The following is a 21,119-nucleotide window of genomic DNA, read 5'->3' as shown; positions in this document are numbered from 1 at the left end:
TTAAGTCGCATCCTTTTTTGTATGAAGCATGAAATCTAAATTTGAATGACAAAATAGAAAGGTGGAAAGAAAAATGAGCGGAAGGAAATCAAAATGATTAAAAAAATATTGCGAGTTACTTCTATTATTATTGCTATTTTCGCTTTTATTTTAGTTTGTATGCATATTGATGTTACTCTAGGTAGGAAAATGGAAGCCGGGAAAAACATGCCTACAGAGTATGCATCTCATCATAGTGATTTTCAATTATATATAGAAGGAAAGTCATTTTATAAACAGTTATTTACTGATATAAAAGAAGCGAAACAATCTATTTACACTTATTTTTTTATTTTATCGGATGATAAAAGCAGCCATACTTTTTTAAACTTATTAAAAGAAAAGGCAAAAGAAGGAGTAAACGTATATTTATCTGTTGATTTACTTAACGATTTATCATTTGAAAGAAAGATGAAAAAAGAATTACAGGAAAATGGTGTGCATTTTACATATAGTAGAAAACAGGAATTACCATTCGGGTTTTATTCCCTTCATCATCGTAATCATCGCCGCATTACAACGATTGATGGAGAGATTGGTTATACGGGTGGTTTTAATATAGGGGATGAGTATTTAGGGAAAGATAAACACTTTGGGTACTGGAGAGACTATCATGTACGGATAAAAGGTGAAGGTGCAAAAGATTTAGAGGAACAATTTGCTTTAGATTGGAAACGAGATACGAAAGAAGATATAAAGAGGAGTACGAATAAGGCTAGTAAAGGGAATACATTGCATACTATGGTGAGTTACAATGGACATTACGTTGCTAAAAAATATATAGAGCTAATAAAACAAGCTCAGCACTCAATTGTAATTGCAACGCCGTATTTTATAGCGAAAAATAAAGAATCAATGAATGCTTTAATCGCAGCCCAAAAGCGTGGTGTTACAGTAAAAATACTTTGGTCATATAAACCAGATCTACCTCTTATAAAAGAAGCGGCGTATCCATACATACGTCAAGCTGTTAATAATGGGATTACTGTATATGGGTATAAAAAAGGAATGTTCCATGGCAAATTAATGCTTATTGATAATGAATTAACCGTTATTGGCACAACAAACTTTACTTCGCGTAGCTTCAATATAAATGATGAAATGAATTTTTATATTCATGGTGGCCCTATTGTAGGGCAAGTTAATACGGTGTTAACAGAGGATTTTCGTGATTCAAAAGAAATGACGAAAGAATTTTTTGAGAAGTTATCTTTTTGGGAGCGTTGTAAGGAGAAATTGGCAGGGTTGGTGGATTTTTATTTATAAATTTTAAAGAAAAGGGAGTCTTTTATAGACACCCCTTTTTTATGAGAAATAATTATTTCTCATGCACAAGCAATGAAGCATCATCATTAATCAATGTCCCGACATGCTCACCTAAGCAAATTCTTTTCATAACTCCAGGCTCATCAAAGTTAAAGACGTGTGCTGGCAAATTATAATCACGGGCAAGTAATAAAGCGGCTTGATCCATTACTTGTATGTTTTGCCTAACAATGTCGTTATAGTTTAGTTTTCTGTACATTTTTGCTGATTTATTATGTTTTGGATCACTAGTAAAGACACCATCTACTCCTTGTTTTGCGACTAATATAGCGTCACTATTCATTTCAATGGCTCTTTGAACACTTGGATAATCTGTCGTAACGAATGGTTGCCCGTTACCACCTCCAAAGATAATGATATAACCGTTATCTAAATGATGTACTGCGCGTAGGCGGATATATGGTTCAGCTACAGCATTAAACGGAATGGAAGTCATAACGCGTACTTCTTTATTTGTTTTACTTGTTAAAACGCCGCGTAGCATTAAACTGTTGATAATTGTACCTAACGTACCAATATTATCAGCTTCTACACGATCAATTCCCCATTCTTCAGCTAAATGGCCTCTGAAAATGTTACCGCCGCCGATGACAATAGATACCTCGATACCTAAATCAACAATGGATAAAATCTCGTTTGCGATATGTTCTAATCTTTTGGAGTTAAAGCTATTTCCGGTTTGATCGGCAAGTGCACCGCCGCTTAATTTAATTAAGACACGTTTATATGGCCTCATAACAATTCCCCCCTATATAGATCGCAATAAAAAAGGAACAAAGGCAAATGCCTTTGTTCCTTTTTAAGAAAATGAAAAAGAAAAGAAGAAGATAGGACGAATTTTTGTACATAATTTTTCATATCATCCACTCCTTTTCATTTCGATTTGTTGTAAGTGTATATCTTTTTGATTATACGAAATAATCTGATTACTTATCAAGTATATTTTATTTCTTTTTAATAAAAAGGTGTCAATGAAAAAGAAAAGAAAAATTTTCGAATTTTTTGTGACGAACTTGTAGGTTTTTGTATGATTTTGTAGGTTCGCCTATAAGATGTGTGAGTAAGCTTTTATAAATACGAAATGAAAGCGTTCGCATGAAGGGGATGAACATAAATGAAAAAATTCGGATTGGCAACACAAATTTTTGTCGCGCTTGTTTTAGGGATTGTAGTAGGGGCAATCTTTTATGGCAATAAAACGGCGATTTCTTATATCACACCAATTGGGGATATATTTATTCACTTAATTAAAATGATTGTAGTACCAATTGTTATTTCAGCATTAATTGTTGCGGTAGCAGGTGTAGGAGATATGAAGAAGCTTGGGAAACTGGGCGGTAAGACAATTCTTTATTTCGAAATTATTACGACGATTGCTATTTTAATGGGATTACTTGCGGCGAATATATTCCAACCAGGTACTGGCATTGATATGAGTAACTTACAGCAAAGTGATATTTCTTCTTATAAACAAACAGCAGATGCTACAGAGAAGAAAGGTTTTGCTGAGACAATTGTTCATATTGTACCGAAAAACGTATTTGAATCGATTGCACAAGGTGACTTATTACCGATTATTTTCTTCTCAGTATTATTCGGTTTAGGAGTTGCGGCAATTGGAGACAAAGGAAAGCCTGTTTTTAACTTCTTTGAAGGTGTACTCGAAGCGATGTTTTGGGTTACAAATCAAGTTATGAAATTTGCACCATTTGGTGTATTCGCATTAATTGCAGTTACGGTTGCAAAATTTGGTGTAGCAACACTACTTCCTTTAGGAAAACTAGTGCTAGCTGTATACGTAACTGTTATACTATTCGTTGTGATTGTATTAGGTATTAATGCACGAATGGTTGGCGTAAACATTTTTACATTAATGAAAATTTTAAAAGAAGAACTTATTCTTTCATTTACGACAGCAAGTTCAGAAGCTGTTTTACCTAATATAATGAGAAAAATGGAAGAGTTCGGTTGTCCAAAGGCCGTTGCCTCTTTCGTAATTCCGACAGGTTATACATTTAACTTGACTGGATCGGCTATTTATCAAGCGTTAGCGGCATTGTTTGTTGCACAAATGTACGGTGTGCACATGTCACTGACAGAGCAAATAACGTTATTATTCGTTCTCATGTTAACATCCAAGGGTATGGCGGGAGTTCCAGGTGCATCATTCGTTGTTGTATTAGCAACGTTAGGTTCAATGGGGTTACCACTAGAAGGCATCGCATTAATTGCGGGAATTGACCGCATTTTAGATATGATTCGCTCATCTGTCAATGTGTTAGGAAATGCATTAGCGGCCATTGTTATGTCGAAGTGGGAAGGCGAATTCGATAATGAGAAAGCAAAACAATATGTAGAAACAGTCAAAGAAACAAAAGCAGCATAAGAAATCGTTAAGGAGTGAATAATCATGGCAACATTAACTGAAGTTAAAAATGGTGTTCGAATTGAAAAAGATTTTTTAGGTGAAAAAGAAGTACCGAACTATGCGTACTACGGCGTACAAACAATGCGTGCAGTTGAAAACTTCCCGATTACAGGATACAAAATCCATGAAGGTTTAATTAGAGCTTTTGCAATTGTAAAAAAAGCAGCAGCGCTTGCTAATACAGATGTAGGAAGATTGGAATTGAACAAGGGCGGCGCGATCGCAGAAGCTGCTCAAGAAATTCTTGATGGAAAATGGCATGATCATTTCATCGTAGATCCAATCCAAGGCGGAGCAGGTACTTCAATGAATATGAACGCAAATGAAGTCATGGCCAATCGTGCTCTTGAATTATTAGGAATGGAAAAGGGAGACTATCATTATATTAGTCCAAATAGTCATGTAAACATGGCGCAATCAACAAACGATGCATTCCCAACGGCGATTCATATCGCAACATTAAACGCATTAGAAGGTTTATTACAAACGATGGGTTATATGCACGATGTATTTGAATTAAAAGCAGAGCAGTTCGATCATGTTATTAAAATGGGCCGTACACATTTACAAGACGCTGTGCCAATTCGTCTTGGACAAGAATTTAAAGCGTACTCTCGCGTACTTGAACGTGATATGAAACGAATTCAGCAATCACGTCAACACTTATATGAAGTAAATATGGGAGCAACTGCAGTTGGTACAGGCTTAAATGCGGATCCAGAATATATTGAAGCAGTTGTAAAACATTTAGCTACAATTAGTGAACTACCACTTGTTGGTGCAGAAGATTTAGTAGATGCAACGCAAAATACGGATGCATACACTGAAGTATCTGCAGCACTTAAAGTATGTATGATGAATATGTCTAAAATTGCGAATGACCTTCGCTTAATGGCATCAGGTCCACGTGTTGGCTTAGCGGAAATTATGTTACCTGCTCGTCAACCAGGTTCATCTATTATGCCAGGGAAAGTAAACCCTGTTATGCCAGAAGTAATTAATCAAATTGCGTTCCAAGTAATTGGTAACGACCATACAATTTGCCTTGCTTCAGAAGCAGGACAATTAGAACTAAACGTGATGGAGCCAGTACTTGTTTTCAACTTACTTCAATCTATTAGCATTATGAATAACGGTTTCCGTGCCTTTACAGATAATTGCTTAAAAGGAATTGAAGCGAATGAAGATCGCTTAAAAGAGTATGTTGAGAAGAGTGTAGGAATTATTACAGCCGTGAACCCTCATATCGGTTATGAAGCAGCAGCTCGCGTTGCGAAAGAAGCAATTGCAACAGGTCAATCCGTTCGAGAACTTTGTGTGAAAAACGGTGTACTGTCACAAGAAGACTTAGAGTTAATTCTAGATCCATTCGAAATGACACACCCAGGGATTGCAGGAGCAACTCTTTTAAAGAAAAATTAAAAGAAGAGGGGGACAATCCCCTCTTTTTTGTTTACAATATAGAAATGCTATATATGAATAGAGGTAGGGATGTTATGAGTAAGTTTACAGTAGCTTCTAATGGTTCATTAGAAACGACATTAAGAGGAGTAGAAGTATTATCAACACCACTTTTAAATAAAGGGGTCGCTTTCACGCAAGAAGAGAGAGAAGAATTAGGTTTAAAAGGGTTATTACCGCCAGCGGTTTTAACATTAGAAGAACAAGCACGCCGAGCGTATGAACAATTTTGTTCTCAGCCGGACGATTTATTAAAGAATGTATACTTAACAGCGTTACATGATCGAAACGAAGTGTTATTTTATCGTATATTAACAAATCATTTACGTGAAATGTTACCAATCGTATATACACCAACTGTTGGTGTAGCGATTCAAAGATATAGTCATGAATATCGTAAACCGCGTGGTGTGTATTTATCAATTAACGATCCGTCGGGTATTGAAGAAGCATTTGCGAATATCGGTGCAACAGCTAAAAACATTGATTTAGTCGTTGTAACAGATGGAGAAGGCATACTTGGAATTGGTGACTGGGGTGTTGGTGGTATAAACATCGCAATCGGGAAATTAGCTGTTTATACGGCCGCAGTTGGTATCGATCCTAGCCGTGTATTACCGGTAATTTTAGATGTGGGTACAAATCGTGAGGAACTATTAAACAATCCATTTTATATTGGAAATCGTCACCCTCGTATAACTGGTGAAGCTTACGATGAATTTATTGATACATTTGTACAAGCAGTGAATAAACAATTCCCGAAAGCACTTTTACATTGGGAAGACTTTAGCTCTCGAAATGCACGAAAAATTTTAGATAAATATCGTCATGATATTTGTACATTTAATGATGATATTCAAGGTACAGGTGCAGTTTCACTTGCTGCTGTGTTATCGGCAGTGAAAGTTTCGGGTGTACCTTTAAGTGAACACCGCGTTGTTGTGTTTGGTGCTGGTACGGCTGGAATCGGTATCGCAGATCAAGTTAGAGATGCAATGGTCCGCGTTGGCGTATCAGAAGAAGAATCATATAAGCGTTTCTGGTGTATTGATCGTAACGGGTTAGTTACAGATAATATGGTAGATCTTCTTGATTTCCAAATTCCATATGCAAGAAAAGAAGCGAAAGTAAGTGAGTGGAAACAAAATGATGTGATTGGACTTGCTGAAGTTGTGAAGCATGTAAAACCGACAATTTTAATCGGTACATCAACTGTTGCAGGAGCATTCAAAGAAGAGATTATTAAAGAAATGGCTTCTCACGTAGAAAGACCAATTATTTTACCGATGTCGAATCCGACGCCACTTGCTGAAGCAAAACCAGCTGATTTAATCGAGTGGACAGAAGGAAGAGCATTAGTTGCAACAGGAAGTCCATTTGAACCAGTTACATACAACGGTGTAACGTATGTGATTGGACAATCAAATAACGCACTTATTTTCCCAGGTCTTGGTCTTGGAACAATTGTTGTACGTGCAAGCGTCATGACGGATGGAATGTTCGCAGCAGCTGCTGAAGCAGTTGCAAGCATGGTAGACACAAGTCAGCCAGGAGCACCTATTTTGCCAGAGGTTGAAGAGTTACGTAATATCTCGGAAATGGTTGCAATTGAAGTAGCGAAAGTTGCCGTTGCAGAAGGTGTTGCTAGAGAGAACTTAAGTGATAACGATATCAAGATTGCAGTGAAAGAAGCAATATGGGAGCCGGAGTACCGCCAAATAAAAGCGGTAGAAAAGGTTAGAATATAGAAATAAAGCCCGTTTATTATAATAAGCGGGCTTTCACTTTTATTGTCGAAAAAAGTATAGGAAGTGGCACCTTTGAATTGGAATCAATTATGGAAGAAAGATATATCCCTTTTAATTATATTAATGGTTGTTGTTCCGATTGCTGGAGAGCTTAATTTTCATCCTTTTAACGATACGTTTCGCGTTAGCTTTGGGACACCGCTTTTCTTCTTTTTATTATTATTTTTAAGAAGAATACCAGCAGCGGCTGCAGGTATTCTTGTCGGTATATGTGTCGTTTTATTCCGTGTATGCCTTGATTGGATCATGCAAGGTTCATTTCATATGACAGAATCATTTTATTTGCGCTATCCTGTGTTCTTTTATTATTTTATTTATGGAAGTCTTTTTTCACTTTGTAGGGTGAATAAGTTTCATCAGAAACCAATCGTTATTGGGTGCCTTGGAATTACAATTGAAATTATCGCAAGTATGTCAGAACTTGCGATTTATCATATGGTAGTACTCGGTACAACAATAACAGTTTCTGAAGTGAATAAATTAATTATTATTGCTATTTTTCGTAGTTTCTTTGCACTTGGCTTTTTAAATATGATGATTTTATATGAAACGAAATTAAAAGAGTCACAAGTCCGAAAAGAAAATGAAAAAATGTTCATGCACCTTTCAAATTTATATGTAGAATCTGTTCACTTGAAAAAAACGTTACAAAATGCAGAATTGATTACACAAGAAGCATATCAACTATATCGAAATTTACAGACAGACGATGATTCCAGTAGTAAAACAGCATTGAAAATAGCAGGAGAAGTGCACGAAATAAAAAAGGATAATCAAAGGATTTTTGCAGGATTATCTAAACTGTTATTAGATAAAAATGTGACTGAGTATGTAGAAGGACATGAGCTTACAGAAATGATCGTAAGAATAAATGAGAAATATGCTGAAATGCTAGGGAAAGATATACGTTTTTCAAAACATATAGAAGGTGAACACGCTGCATATCACGTGTATACAGTGCTATCAATCTTTAATAACTTAGTTGCCAATGCAGTGGAAGCAATTGAAGATAGAGGTCTCATTCGTATTAAGTTATATAAACGAGAGCAACATGTAATCTTTGAAGTAATTGACGATGGCCCTGGTATTGCACAAAAGTATAAGAAATTAGTATTTAAGCCAGGGTTTACTTCCAAGTATGATCAAACAGGAACACCGTCAACAGGTATTGGACTTTCTTACATACACGAAATGGTAACAGAGCTTGGCGGAGAAGTAAGGTTAGAAGACAATGAAACAGGAAAAGGGTGTAAGTTTATCGTTTGTTTACCGGAGTGCAGTTTAAAGCGGGAAGGGGAATAGGTTTGTTTTATTATATTGTAGATGATGATGAAGTTTTCCGTTCGATGCTTTCGCAAATTATTGAGGATGGCGATCTTGGGGAAGTAATTGGAGAATCGGAAGATGGAGCGTTTATTGAAGCAGAACAGCTAAATTATAAAAAAGTAGATATTTTATTTATTGATTTACTAATGCCGATGAGAGACGGCATTGAAACAGTTCGTCATATAGCGTCTTCATTTACTGGGAAAATTATTATGATTTCCCAAGTTGAATCGAAACAGCTCATTGGTGAGGCGTATACACTTGGTGTGGAATATTATATTACAAAACCACTAAACAAAATAGAAGTAGTATCTGTTGTACGAAAAGTGATGGAGCGTATTCGTTTGGAACGTTCTATATATGACATTCAAAAATCATTAAATAATGTGTTTCAGTGGGAAAAGCCGCAAATGCGTAGTGAAACAGTGCAAGAAGGAAAAAAGATATCAGATTCAGGACGCTTCTTACTAGCAGAGCTCGGTATTGCGGGAGAGAACGGAAGTAAAGATTTACTTAGTATGCTGGAATATTTATACGGACAAGAAAAGGCGCAGACATTTGAATTTGGCTTTCCTGCGTTAAAAGATATTTTTCACCAAATAACATTAAAAAAATTAGATCATATAGCTTCGGATACAGATATAGATAAGGAGAGAAAAGCATCTGAACAACGTGTGAGAAGAGCAATTTATCAATCATTGAATCATTTAGCCTCCCTCGGACTAACAGACTTTTCAAATCCGAAATTTGAAAGCTATGCTCCGAAGTTTTTTGATTTCACTGTAGTTAGAAAACGGATGACAGAAATGACAAAGGATGAAGTAGCGACTTCTGGCCATATACGAATTAATACGAAAAAATTTATTCAAGTGTTATATTTTGAGGCGAAACGGTTGATGGAGATAGAGTGAAGAAGGTGCTTATAAATAAGCATCTTTTTTTGTTCAATCAATATTTTATATTTTCTCGTAGAGCATGTAAAATGTTAAGTAAGAGAAAATGGTTTTACATTAAGGAAGTGTCAAAACAATGAGTTTTACATTAAATAAATCGATTATAAAAGAAGTATGCGGAGAGACCTCATATAAAAGAGGCGAAGCTTATTATAAAGCAAATAAAGTAATCGTGAATCATTATGATGAAACGAAAGAAATTTGTGAGGCGACGGTAAAAGGGAATGAGGATTTTCATGTTACAGTAGAAAAAGCTAAAAAAGGTGATGTAGTTGCGAGATGTAGTTGTCCTTCATTAGCGTCTTTTCAAACGTATTGTCAACATGTTGCAGCCGTACTAATACAAATAAATTATAACCAGCAAACGGGCGGCATGTCCGAAAATATGAGCGGAAATGATCAATTAACGAGCGGAATGTTTCAGTTGTTTGCAGACAAACCACTGCGGCCAAAAAGTAAACAACACCGTTTTGATACACGTGAAATATTAGATGTTGCGTTTATATGTTCACCAGTAGCGACGAAAAGTGGTGGGGCGCTTCTTGGAATTCAGTTAAAACTTGCGAAAATATATTTTATAAAGCATATTAGAGAATTTCTTTCTAAAGTGGAGAAGAGAGAGACTTTTCATTGTTCTAATGAATTTACATACACACCAGATGTACATAGCTTCAGGCAGGAAACAGATGCGGTTATTCAGCAGCTTATTAAAATGTATCATAATGAAAAAATGTATGAAGATGCGTTAGAAGTACATGCGAAACAAGATGAAAGTATGATATTCATACCGCCAGCTTCGTGGAAAGATATGCTCTCTTCACTTTCTAAAGTTGAGTATGTACAGCTGAAACAAAATGAACAACAGTTTCAGGGCTTACAAATTTCAAACGGTTTATTGCCATTACATTTTGAGTTTAAGAAAGGAAATAATGGTGGATTCACACTTCATATAGACGGCCTAAATCGTGTTCAAGTTATGGAAATGTATAACAACGCTCTTTACGATGGGAAATTATATCATTTACCTATGGAAGATTGTATGCGACTTATTGAATTGCAAAAGATGATGAGTCGCTCAAATAGCAATCAGTTTTATATTCCTGAAAGTAAGATGGAACATTTTGTAGCGAAAGTTGTGCCAGGATTAATGAAACTGGGAACGGTACGCATTGATGAAGTAATATCAGATCGTGTTGAAACGCCGTCGCTAAAAGCAAAGCTGTATTTAGATCGAGTGAAAAATCGTTTGTTAGCAGGTCTTGAATTTCATTATGGAAACGTCATGATCAATCCGTTAGAAGAAGATGGACAGCCGTCTGTTTTTAATCGTGATGAGAAAAAGGAAAAAGAGATTTTAGACATTATGAGTGAAAGTGCCTTTGCGAAAACAGAAGGTGGTTACTTTATGCATAATGAAGAGGCTGAGTATAACTTTTTATATCACGTCGTTCCGTCGTTAAAAGGCTTGGTTGACATTTATGCGACGACAGCAATTAAATTACGTATTCATAAAGGGGATACAGCACCACTTATTAGAGTGAGAAGAAAAGAAAGAATTGATTGGTTGTCATTTCGTTTTGATATAAAAGGAATACCGGAAGCAGAAATTAAAGGGGTATTAGTGGCTCTTGAAGAGAAACGCAAATATTATCGATTAGCGAATGGTTCATTATTATCACTAGAGAGCAAAGAGTTTAATGAAATTAATCAGTTTGCAAAAGAATCAGGTATTCGAAAAGAATTTTTAAATGGGGAAGAAGTGAATGTTCCGCTTATTCGGAGTGTGAAATGGATGAACGGACTTCACGAAGGTAATGTTTTAAGTTTAGATGAGTCTGTTCAAGATTTAGTGGAAAGCATTCAAAATCCGAAAAAATTAAAGTTTATAGTGCCGCAAACTTTAAATGCTGTAATGAGAGAGTATCAAGTATACGGATTTGAGTGGATGAAAACACTCGCCTATTACCGTTTTGGCGGTATTTTAGCAGATGATATGGGACTTGGAAAAACGCTGCAAAGTATTGCTTACATAGATTCTGTGTTGCCTGAAATTCGAGAAAAGAAACTACCTATATTAGTCGTTTCACCATCCTCTCTTGTTTATAATTGGTTTAGTGAATTGAAAAAATTCGCCCCGCATATTAGAGCGGTTATTGCAGATGGAAATCAAACAGAGCGGCGAAAAATATTAAAAGACATAGTGGAATTTGATGTCGTAATTACGTCATATCCATTACTGAGAAGAGATATAAGGTCGTATGCGAGGCCGTTTCATACACTGTTTCTTGATGAAGCACAGGCGTTTAAAAATCCTACAACCCAAACTGCAAAAGCAGTGAAAACAATTCAAGCTGAATTTCGTTTCGGGCTAACGGGAACGCCTGTAGAAAATTCATTAGAAGAGCTATGGTCTATCTTCCATGTCGTATTTCCGGAATTATTACCAGGAAGAAAAGAATTCGGTGATTTAAGACGCGAAGATATAGCGAAGCGCGTAAAACCTTTCGTATTAAGACGATTAAAAGAAGACGTATTACAGGAGCTTCCAGATAAAATAGAGCACTTACAGTCATCGGAGTTATTACCAGATCAAAAGAGACTTTATGCTGCTTATTTAGCGAAATTAAGGGAAGAAACGTTAAAACATTTAGATAAAGATACGTTACGTAAAAATAAAATTAGAATTTTAGCTGGCTTAACGAGATTGCGACAAATTTGTAATCATCCGGCTTTATTCGTTGATGATTATAAGGGTAGTTCAGCTAAATTTGAACAACTATTAGAGATACTAGAGGAATGCAGAAGTACTGGTAAGAGAATTTTAATCTTTTCTCAATTTACGAAGATGCTGTCTATTATTGGTCGTGAGTTAAATCGTCAAGCGATTCCATACTTTTATTTAGACGGGAGTACACCATCACAAGAACGTGTAGAGCTATGTAATCGGTTTAACGAGGGGGAAGGGGATCTATTTCTCATTTCTTTAAAAGCTGGTGGTACAGGTCTTAACTTAACGGGTGCCGATACGGTTATATTATACGATTTATGGTGGAATCCAGCTGTTGAACAACAAGCAGCTGATAGAGCATATCGAATGGGACAAAAAAATACAGTACAAGTTATAAAATTAGTAGCCCACGGAACAATTGAGGAAAAAATGCATGAACTGCAAGAGAGTAAGAAAAATTTAATCGCTGAAGTGATTGAGCCGGGAGAAGAGAAATTATCATCAATCACGGAGGAAGAAATACGAGATATTTTAATGATTTAATATAAAAAGCTATGCTTTCACATGTATGAGAGCATAGCTTTTTTAGTGTAATAATTATAATTTGTTTTGAAAAAAGTAAAGAGATAATACAGAATTTATTTTTTAGTCCCTTTACTTTTATATGGCTTGGCAGCTGCCTTTTTCTTTGCACTTGATTGCCAACGATTCCATCCTTTACTTCCTGTACCTTGTCCTACACCTTTTTTCGGTTTTGCTTTCGTTTTACTCATATGATCACTCCGTTATATAAAAATCTTATTTGATAATAGTCAATGATTTAGAACATACTCTTTATAAATGACTATGATTGCTTTAAGTAAAAATAAACTGCTTGAATGCTATAGTATAACACGAATTTGCAAGTAAACTGAAAGGAATTACAAAGAAAATGAAAATAATACGAAATACTGCGGATTCTATATTTCGAACGATTACATTACTTGTTGTGTATATGTTAGTTTCGGTTAGTGAAACGTTTTTTGGATTGACAAGACAAAAGAAGTGAAGACGTTATATTGAAAACAATCAATAAAGCCGTAAAATAAAGAATTGAAAAATATTTTTAAATTTTTGTTGACTTTCTTTATTTTTTGTATAGAATAATCATTAATAAAATGTTTCAGAGATGTGACAACAAAACGACTATGAAAGGACGAGTAGTAGTAGGAAGTAGTTTAAGCGAGTCAGGGGTGGTGTGAGCCTGATACGAAGCCTATTATGAAGAACCTCCTGGAGTTGCTAACCGAAATCCTTTACAGGAAAGTAGACTTAGCCGGGAACTTCGCCGTTACAAGAAGAACAGTATCGAGATATTTCATCTCCGTATTGTATAAGTGAGCAACCTCTGTTGCTAATTTGGGTGGTACCGCGGAACCAAAGTCTTTCGTCCCAGTTTTTTGGGAAAGAAGGGCTTTTTTTGTTGGCTTCTTTTTACAACATCCAAACATTTTAGGAGGAAACCACCATGTATCAATCATTAATGACAGTAAGAGAGACTCAAATCGCAATTAAGGAAGTTAAAACATTTTTCGAGGATCAATTAGCAAAACGCCTTGAACTATTCCGCGTATCTGCACCATTATTCGTAACGAAAAAATCAGGATTAAACGATCATTTAAACGGTGTAGAACGTCCAATTGAATTTGATATGTTACATTCAGGAGAAGAATTAGAAATTGTTCACTCACTAGCGAAGTGGAAAAGATTCGCATTACATGAATACGGATATGAAGCTGGTGAAGGTTTATATACAAACATGAACGCGATTCGTCGTGATGAAGAACTTGATGCAACACATTCCATTTACGTTGACCAATGGGATTGGGAAAAAATCGTTCAAAAAGAATGGCGTACTGTAGATTACTTGCAAGAAACAGTACAAACAATTTATGGAATATTCAAAGATTTAGAAGACCACTTATTTGAAAAGTATCCGTTCCTTGGAAAGTATTTACCAGAAGAAATTGTTTTCATCACTTCCCAAGAACTAGAAGATAAATATCCAGAATTAACACCGAAAGATCGTGAACATGCAATTGCGAAAGAACACGGTGCAGTCTTCATTATCGGAATTGGTGATGCACTTCGTTCAGGTGAAAAGCATGATGGACGCGCAGCTGATTATGATGATTGGAAATTAAACGGTGACATTTTATTCTGGCACCCAGTATTACAATCTTCATTCGAATTATCATCAATGGGAATTCGTGTTGATAGTAAATCACTTGATGAGCAGTTAACGAAAACAGGTGAAGGCTTCAAACGTGAGTACGATTTCCATAAAGGTATTTTAGAAGACGTACTACCGTTAACAATTGGCGGTGGTATTGGACAATCAAGAATGTGCATGTACTTCTTACGTAAAGCACATATTGGTGAAGTTCAATCTTCTGTATGGCCTGACGATTTACGTGAAGCTTGCAAGAAAGAAAACATTCATCTGTTTTAATAGAAGAGAGAGGATAGCTCAAAGAGTTATTCTCTCTTTTTTATAGTGTAAACGAGTGGTTTACAGTGGGTTTTACTAATGGTTTCTTTCTTTTTTGGATCCTTTTATGTAATAATTTGTTAAAGGAGGGGACGTTATGAGCTTAGGACAACAACTTAAAAAATTAAGAGAATCAAAAGGATTTTCACAAGAAGATGTTGCTAAAAAGATGGGTATAACGAGGCAAGCAGTGTATAAGTGGGAAAATGATAAAAGTTGCCCTGATATTGAAAATTTAATTTTATTGAGCGAAATGTATAATGTTACGCTCGATGAGTTAATAAAAGGGAACCGAAATTTAAAAGAAAAAATACATATTGATGAAGATGAGGATTTTGAGAAAGAGAATGAGTTTGGTTTTTATATTGGGTTTGGTTTGCTAATTGTGAGTGCTTTCATTGATTATGAAGGAATGCAAGAGATTTTATTAGGAATTGCACTATTCATGATGGTTTTTTACTCTGACGTGAAGAAAGTTATTTTGAATGAGTTCAGATCGTTTTTTAAAAGAAAAGATATATATGATAAGAAGTGAGAAGAGTCCGTTATATTTCCTAGGAAAGAGTATAACAAGTAATTGAATTGTTTTATAATGATTTCGGGATGTTGATAGTATGTTAAAAAGCTCAAACAAGTATAACCCCGTTCTAAAGCTAGGACGGGGTTCAAAATCTAAGTTTTATTAAGCGTAAAGTTCTTTCAAGTATTTTTACTTCAGCAAAGACTTCATATAAAACATTACTTATTTGTTACCGAGTTCTTCCGCCAAACCGATTAAAATCCCTTCAGTTCCACGAATGTAGCAGAGTCGATATGAGTCCTCGTACTGAACTACTTCGCCAACGAGCTGAGCACCATGCTTTGTAAGTCTCGATACCATTTCGTCAATGTCTTCAATGGTGAACATGACGCGCAAATAACCGAGGGCATTTACAGGAGCTGTCCGGTGATCTGCTATAGTAGGTGGGGTGAGAAATCGCGAAAGTTCAATTCGGCTATGGCCATCTGGCGTAACCATCATAGCAATCTCTACGCGCTGAGAACCGAGTCCTGTTACGCGACCAGCCCCTTCACCTTCGACAGTAGCTCGCCCTTCGAGTTTTAGTCCAATCTCCTCGAAGAAAGAGATTGCGTTATCAAGGGATTCTACAACGATGCTGACATTGTCCATTCGTAATAATCTGTTGTTTGTCATAGTCTTTATCTCCTTATATGTATAAATTTATTATTTAATTATCCTCATAATTATACTAAAATCTCTTTTAAACAAAAAACACCTTGTCACAGTGTAGGAAAATGTGACAAGGTGTTTTCGGGTATAGTATAAAACATTTTGTTAACGAACAACACTTTTTAAACCCTCTACTATTGAAATATGCGCGAACTTTATTTCGAGAATGCTATCATTTTAAGAATTCAATAATGTAGTTTCTATTCGATAATATAACTTCGACTTGCCCGCAAAATATTCCGACCCTATTGCTATTAATATAGGAAGGAAATAGATTTATATAATTTATTTTAAGTTTTACTGGTGGAAATTAACTCATCTGCACTAAAGGCTCAATTTTCGCCATAAATGATTGATGAAGCGCCTCGACACCTATTACTAAATGAAGGCGGTCAATAACGACAGACACTTTAATTTCTGATGTACTTACCATTTTAATATGAATATCTTCTTCTTTTAAAGTAGTGAACATATTTGCAGCAACACCTGGATTAGAGACCATACCAGATCCTACAATGGATACTTTTGCTAAATGATTTTCATATTCTACAGATTCATAGTGAAGTGTTTCTTGATTTTGTTCCAATACCTCTAATGTTTCTTTTAAATCATTAGAATGGATTGAGAAGGAGAGGTGAACAGTTCCTTCATTTGTAATACTTTGAATGATGATATCTACATTAATATGTGCCGCTGCTAATGTAGAGAAGACTGTTGAGAGTGCACCTTGTTCTAATCCTTTCATTGTGACGCGTGTAATATTATCTTCAAATGCAATACCTTTAACGATTGATTGTTGTTCCATGTTACATTCTCCTTTTACAATTGTTCCGTTTTCTCGTTCCATACTTGAGCGAACTTCTAAAATGACATTGTGATTTTTAGCAAACTCAACAGCACGCGGGTGTAATACACCAGCACCGAGGTTTGCAAGTTCTAACATTTCGTCATAAGAAATTTCATCTAATTTATAAGCATTTTTTACAACTCGTGGGTCCGTCGTATATACGCCGGTCACATCCGTGTAAATATCACATTTTTTTGCTTTCAGTGCAGCGGCTAATGCAACAGCAGTTGTATCAGAACCACCGCGGCCAAGCGTTGTAATTTCATGGTTTTCACTGATTCCTTGGAAGCCAGCTACAATAACAATCGTGCCTTCAGTAAGATAAGACTGAATTCGATCAGTATTAATTTCAGTAATCCGTGCACTACTATGTACAGATTCTGTCGTAATACCAGCTTGCCATCCAGTTAATGAAGTCGCGTTATAGCCTTTTGCTTGTAGTGCCATCGTTAATAATGAAATAGTCACTTGCTCTCCTGTTGATAGAAGCATATCCATTTCGCGTTTACTCGGATTTTCTGAAATCGCGTTAGCAAGTGCTACGAGTTCATCTGTGCTTTTTCCCATTGCTGAAACGACAGAGACGATGCTATGTCCTCGTTCATATTCTTCAATAATTAAATTTGCTACATGTTGAATGCGCTCAACGCTTCCAACAGAAGTGCCACCAAATTTTTGTACAATCGTTTCCATTACGAATTCCTTCTTTCATCCATTTTTAAGAATAGATTAGGACATATATAGATCCCAATATTCCTGTAGTTACCAGAGAAAAAACAAAAAACACCATCTCAAATAAGTGAGGATGGTGCTGTTACAGGAAAAGGGAAACAGAAAACGGAGCTAATAAAAAAACCGCCAAAAAAGGAATACCATAAAAATGATATCTCTTTTTTGTAGATAGCTCTTCATACATACACGTCTGTACATATGACAGTTCTGTTTCTATTCGAAAACAGCCCCAATCGATAAATGCAGAGAAATGTATCGATTTCGGCAATACTTCCTTTCATCTAATTTCATAGACATCTCTGTGTCTCCATTAGAATACTCATAAGTATCGCAACCTCTATCTCACGTTTTAGGCGAGAGTGTTTGATTTATGAAGTTGTTGGTAACATTTGTTTTATAATAATTTAAATTTTTCGGGGAATCAAGTGTTTTGTATAAATTTTAAAAATTCTTTCTCTTTGTGGAAAAGTTTGTGAAAAATGTAGCAAAATAAATTCATTGCATGTACATTAAAATTATAGTGCATTGGAGGTGGAAGAATGAAGGGGAAAAAGCCTATTTATGTTTCGGCAGAAATGAACACAACAATGGAGAAATTATGGGAATACACGCAAGAACCACATATACATACAGAATGGGATGCTCGTTTTACTGAAATTTCGTATTTAGAGAAAAAAGAAGGAGAACCGCAGAAGTTTTTATATAAAACAAAGATTGGATTTGGACTTGAAATAGCTGGTGAAGGGGAATCGATAGCTGAAATAAGAAAAGAAACGGGTGAAAGAATTTCTTCTTTAAAATTTTGGACGGATAATAAATTATTACTTATTCAAATAGGGCGTGGTTATTGGAAGTATACACCGCGTGAAGAACACATTTATTTTGAGACACAATATGATTATGATACGAGGTTTGGTCGTATAGGAAATGTAATAGATTTCTATATGTTTCGGCCTTTATTAGGCTGGGCGACTGCTTGGAGTTTTGATGCGTTAAAATTATGGATAGAAAAGGGACTTCATCCTAAGTTACTAATTAGAAGAACAATGACATATTGGCTCGTATGTTTTTTATTTGCATTTGTATGGATGTATCAAGGAATAGTACCGAAACTAATGTTTACCCATTCAGAAGAAGTAAAAATGCTATCTGTGATAATTGGTTCAACTGAACATAGTATTTTTGTACTTAAAATAATTGGATTGTTAGAAATTATTTTTGGTGTCATATGGCTGTTGCCATTTCCAAAACGAAAAGTATTTATCGTACATATTTTTATGTTAATAGCCTTAACGATAGCGGCAGGGATTACGAATATTGCAAGTTTTACAGAGCCGTTTAATCCAATTACATTAAACGTTCTAATCATGGGATTATCAATTGTCGGTTATATAAATAGCACGAACTTGCCAAGCTCAAAAAATTGCAAGAGGAAGAGAAAGGGATAATGTATGGCTAATATGTATGAAAGACTATTAGGGGATTCTTATAAAAAACTACATCCAAAATTACAGAAACGCTATGAAATTACAGAAGAAAATAGTTTTACTGGAGAAGGAAAGATGGATGAGATTTATGGTGGTTCTTTTTTCGTAAAATTCATATTAAAAATTGCATCAAAGTTCCGTATGTTTTTCTCTGAGCGGGGGAAGGAAGTGCCATTTACAATACATAATACCGCTGAGCGTGATGAACATGGACATGAACTTGTGCGGTGGAATCGTACTTTTTATTTTCACAATAAGAAAAGATATTTTAACGCCGTTATGCAGTTGGATGAAGAGAATAATGAAATTGTAGATTGTTTTGGTGAACCACACATACTTGTTTCTACATTGAATTTTCATATTGATGAGGTGGGGGCAATGCATATTTCCTCAAAGAAACAATGGTTTTACATGTTTGGCAGAAAAGTCCCGTTACCTAGATTCTTATACGGAGAGGCCAACATTGTAGAAAGTTATGATGAAACACGACAATGCTTTCGAATTCATGTACAAGTACGCAATCCGTTAATCGGTTCATTATTTTCATATAAGGGAACATTTGTGGAGAGGAAATAAATGATATGAAAAATATAATAGTTGGGCTTGCTTGTTATATTGTATTTCTAATATGTGAGTGGACAAATGTAAACCCAGTTGAAGCAATTATTTTATTATCTATTTTGTTATTTATACCGATGTCATTTTGCATTCTTGATAAAAAGACAAGAAGTGGATCATATGTATCCTTTTATAAACTAGTATCGCTTTTATATCCAATCGCAGCAATTAGTGCAATGCTAGCTTTCGTAACAAATCACTATTTCTTTGGATTACTTTGGTTTGTATATACAGGAATCGTTGCGTTATTCGGTGTAAGTAGAGTGCTAGAAAGAGGATGGAAACCGTTAGAGGAGACAGCTATCGATAGTGCGTTTATGTATTTGTTTTTAGGTGGTTTCTGGTTTTTTGCTTCTGTAGCAAAGCTTTCCATTATGCACTTTAGTTCCGACATTGTTTTGCTTACAGCTGCACACTTTCATTATTCGGCATTTCTATTGCCGTTATCAGCTGGTTTAATTGGGAGGAAAAGAGAAAAGAGAAGTAAAGTATATGATGCTATTATGTTTGTCATCGTCATTTCACCTATGACAGTTGCAATAGGAATTACGTACTCAAGAGTATTTGAATTTTTTGCAGTGTTCCTATATTTATGCGCTATTTATAGTTATGGAATTTATGTTTGGCGTACGAAATTTAATGCTATTAGTGCAAAGGTTCTTCTGATCATATCGTCTAGTACACTCATGGTAACAATTATGTTTTCGCTTATATATTCATATGGGAATTTGAAACATGTAATGACGATTACAATTGCTCAAATGGTTTGGATTCACGGTGTTGTCAATGGAATTGGAGTAGCGTTACCCGCATTTGTCGGCTGGATGATTGAAAAGACTGCTCCGAATTATAAATATTACGGGAAACCAATGAGCAGGTTAAGAGGAAATACGACAGTTGGTGAAGCATTTTTACATAACAGAAGTTTAATAGATAGCAAGGAATACAAAGGTTTAGTTGATAATATGAACGATTTTCATAGTGAGGGATTTGGCATGGCAAAGATTCCTTTAAGTATTACTCGTTTTTATGAAAATACAAAAGAGTATGAGTTACAATCGCATATTAAGTGGGCTCGTTGGTTTCGTCCGGTTGCATTTTGCTATGAGAAAATGAGTAAGCGTGTAGGACAAATACATTTAGGAATGGGCGGTAAGTGGGAAACGATGCATGGCTCTATCGTTGGGATAATAGATGAGAAAGATGGAAGGGAGAATGTAAGGGCTTGGCTAAGAAAAAATGAAGCAGGAGAATCTATTTTTGTAGCTCTTTATTCAAAGCACACATATAAGAGCGAGACATATATGAATATTGCATTACCTTTACCATATTCGAATATGACGGGGGTTTTAAAATTATGTAATAAGAGGAGTAATGATTTAATCATTACTAGTAAGCTGAGAAGAAACGGTAAAGGAGATGAGGGGATTTATTTACATACTCGTTTCTTTACAATTCGTTTACCGTTAGCAGAGACTTTTATTATAAAAGAGAACACGAATCACATATTAAAAGCTAACCATAGAATGTGGATATTTGGAGTTAAGTTTTTAGAAATTGATTATGAGATTAAGAAAATAGAAGGAAAGTAAAAAAAGCTTGGAG

Annotated in this window: 16 protein-coding genes, 1 riboswitch and 1 other annotated feature; of the genes, 12 read left to right on the top strand and 4 right to left on the bottom strand. The window is 35.4% G+C overall.

Annotation, left to right across the window (positions count from 1 at the left end):
* The first annotated feature begins 93 nt into the window (after window positions 1-93).
* Window positions 94-1,305 (top strand): phospholipase D-like domain-containing protein, encoded by a 1,212-nt coding sequence (locus QCI46_RS18975; RefSeq protein ID WP_353841153.1) that lies wholly within the window; start codon window positions 94-96, stop codon window positions 1,303-1,305.
* 52 nt (window positions 1,306-1,357) lie between these two features.
* On the opposite strand, the gene pyrH is transcribed toward QCI46_RS18975, so the two are convergent.
* Window positions 1,358-2,101, bottom strand: a complete 744-nt coding sequence (pyrH, locus tag QCI46_RS18970; RefSeq protein ID WP_088082896.1) for a UMP kinase — start codon at window positions 2,099-2,101, stop codon at window positions 1,358-1,360.
* 378 nt (window positions 2,102-2,479) lie between these two features.
* Between pyrH and QCI46_RS18965 the strand changes: the two genes are divergently transcribed.
* The 6 genes from QCI46_RS18965 (at window position 2,480) to QCI46_RS18940 (ending at window position 12,612) form a co-directional block, all read left to right on the top strand.
* The gene (locus tag QCI46_RS18965; protein ID WP_353841152.1) at window positions 2,480-3,751 is read left to right on the top strand and encodes a cation:dicarboxylate symporter family transporter; all 1,272 of its coding nucleotides are present in this window, start codon (window positions 2,480-2,482) and stop codon (window positions 3,749-3,751) included.
* Between the two features lie 24 nt (window positions 3,752-3,775).
* Window positions 3,776-5,215: an aspartate ammonia-lyase gene (gene aspA, locus QCI46_RS18960; RefSeq protein ID WP_048561196.1), complete on the top strand. Its 1,440-nt coding sequence runs from the start codon at window positions 3,776-3,778 to the stop codon at window positions 5,213-5,215.
* Between the two features lie 74 nt (window positions 5,216-5,289).
* Window positions 5,290-7,002, top strand: a complete 1,713-nt coding sequence (gene malS / locus QCI46_RS18955) for an oxaloacetate-decarboxylating malate dehydrogenase (RefSeq protein ID WP_353841151.1) — start codon at window positions 5,290-5,292, stop codon at window positions 7,000-7,002.
* A gap of 63 nt (window positions 7,003-7,065) precedes the next feature.
* Window positions 7,066-8,364 carry a sensor histidine kinase gene (locus QCI46_RS18950; RefSeq protein ID WP_327958591.1) on the top strand — a complete coding sequence of 433 codons (1,299 nt, stop codon included), beginning with the start codon at window positions 7,066-7,068 and terminating at the stop codon, window positions 8,362-8,364.
* A gap of 2 nt (window positions 8,365-8,366) precedes the next feature.
* Window positions 8,367-9,299, top strand: coding sequence for a response regulator (locus QCI46_RS18945; RefSeq protein WP_353841150.1), 933 nt, complete (start codon window positions 8,367-8,369; stop codon window positions 9,297-9,299).
* Between the two features lie 118 nt (window positions 9,300-9,417).
* Window positions 9,418-12,612, top strand: coding sequence for a DEAD/DEAH box helicase (locus QCI46_RS18940; protein ID WP_353841149.1), 3,195 nt, complete (start codon window positions 9,418-9,420; stop codon window positions 12,610-12,612).
* A 95-nt stretch (window positions 12,613-12,707) separates the two neighbouring features.
* On the opposite strand, the gene QCI46_RS18935 is transcribed toward QCI46_RS18940, so the two are convergent.
* Complete coding sequence (locus tag QCI46_RS18935) at window positions 12,708-12,842, bottom strand: DUF3934 domain-containing protein (RefSeq protein WP_000047588.1); 135 nt, start codon at window positions 12,840-12,842, stop codon at window positions 12,708-12,710.
* A gap of 405 nt (window positions 12,843-13,247) precedes the next feature.
* Window positions 13,248-13,506 (top strand) — a binding site (T-box leader).
* A gap of 70 nt (window positions 13,507-13,576) precedes the next feature.
* Between QCI46_RS18935 and asnA the strand changes: the two genes are divergently transcribed.
* Both asnA and QCI46_RS18925 read left to right on the top strand, forming a co-directional pair.
* Complete coding sequence (asnA, locus tag QCI46_RS18930) at window positions 13,577-14,560, top strand: aspartate--ammonia ligase (protein ID WP_353841148.1); 984 nt, start codon at window positions 13,577-13,579, stop codon at window positions 14,558-14,560.
* Between the two features lie 136 nt (window positions 14,561-14,696).
* The gene (locus QCI46_RS18925) at window positions 14,697-15,134 is read left to right on the top strand and encodes a helix-turn-helix domain-containing protein (protein ID WP_353841147.1); all 438 of its coding nucleotides are present in this window, start codon (window positions 14,697-14,699) and stop codon (window positions 15,132-15,134) included.
* Window positions 15,135-15,341: 207 nt separating this feature from the next.
* On the opposite strand, the gene QCI46_RS18920 is transcribed toward QCI46_RS18925, so the two are convergent.
* Together QCI46_RS18920 and QCI46_RS18915 are read right to left on the bottom strand one after the other, a co-directional pair.
* Window positions 15,342-15,794 (bottom strand): VOC family protein, encoded by a 453-nt coding sequence (locus QCI46_RS18920; protein WP_353841146.1) that lies wholly within the window; start codon window positions 15,792-15,794, stop codon window positions 15,342-15,344.
* Between the two features lie 346 nt (window positions 15,795-16,140).
* Entirely contained in the window at window positions 16,141-17,370 is a 1,230-nt protein-coding gene (locus QCI46_RS18915; RefSeq protein WP_353841145.1) for an aspartate kinase, read from the bottom strand.
* 200 nt (window positions 17,371-17,570) lie between these two features.
* A riboswitch (Lysine riboswitch) is annotated at window positions 17,571-17,757 on the bottom strand.
* Window positions 17,758-17,948: 191 nt separating this feature from the next.
* On the opposite strand from QCI46_RS18915, the gene QCI46_RS18910 reads away from it, so the two are divergent.
* From QCI46_RS18910 to QCI46_RS18900, 3 genes are read left to right on the top strand one after another with little or no spacing between them, the layout of a single operon-like run.
* Window positions 17,949-18,857, top strand: a complete 909-nt coding sequence (locus QCI46_RS18910; RefSeq protein ID WP_353841144.1) for a DoxX-like family protein — start codon at window positions 17,949-17,951, stop codon at window positions 18,855-18,857.
* Window positions 18,858-18,860: 3 nt separating this feature from the next.
* Window positions 18,861-19,472: a DUF4166 domain-containing protein gene (locus tag QCI46_RS18905; RefSeq protein ID WP_098091026.1), complete on the top strand. Its 612-nt coding sequence runs from the start codon at window positions 18,861-18,863 to the stop codon at window positions 19,470-19,472.
* Between the two features lie 5 nt (window positions 19,473-19,477).
* Window positions 19,478-21,106, top strand: coding sequence for a YndJ family protein (locus QCI46_RS18900; RefSeq protein ID WP_353841143.1), 1,629 nt, complete (start codon window positions 19,478-19,480; stop codon window positions 21,104-21,106).
* Window positions 21,107-21,119 lie beyond the last annotated feature (13 nt).

It is taken from the genome of Bacillus cereus group sp. RP32, from assembly GCF_040459735.1.
Taxonomy (GTDB): domain Bacteria; phylum Bacillota; class Bacilli; order Bacillales; family Bacillaceae_G; genus Bacillus_A; species Bacillus_A wiedmannii.
This window is presented reverse-complemented; position numbering and strand designations above follow the sequence as displayed.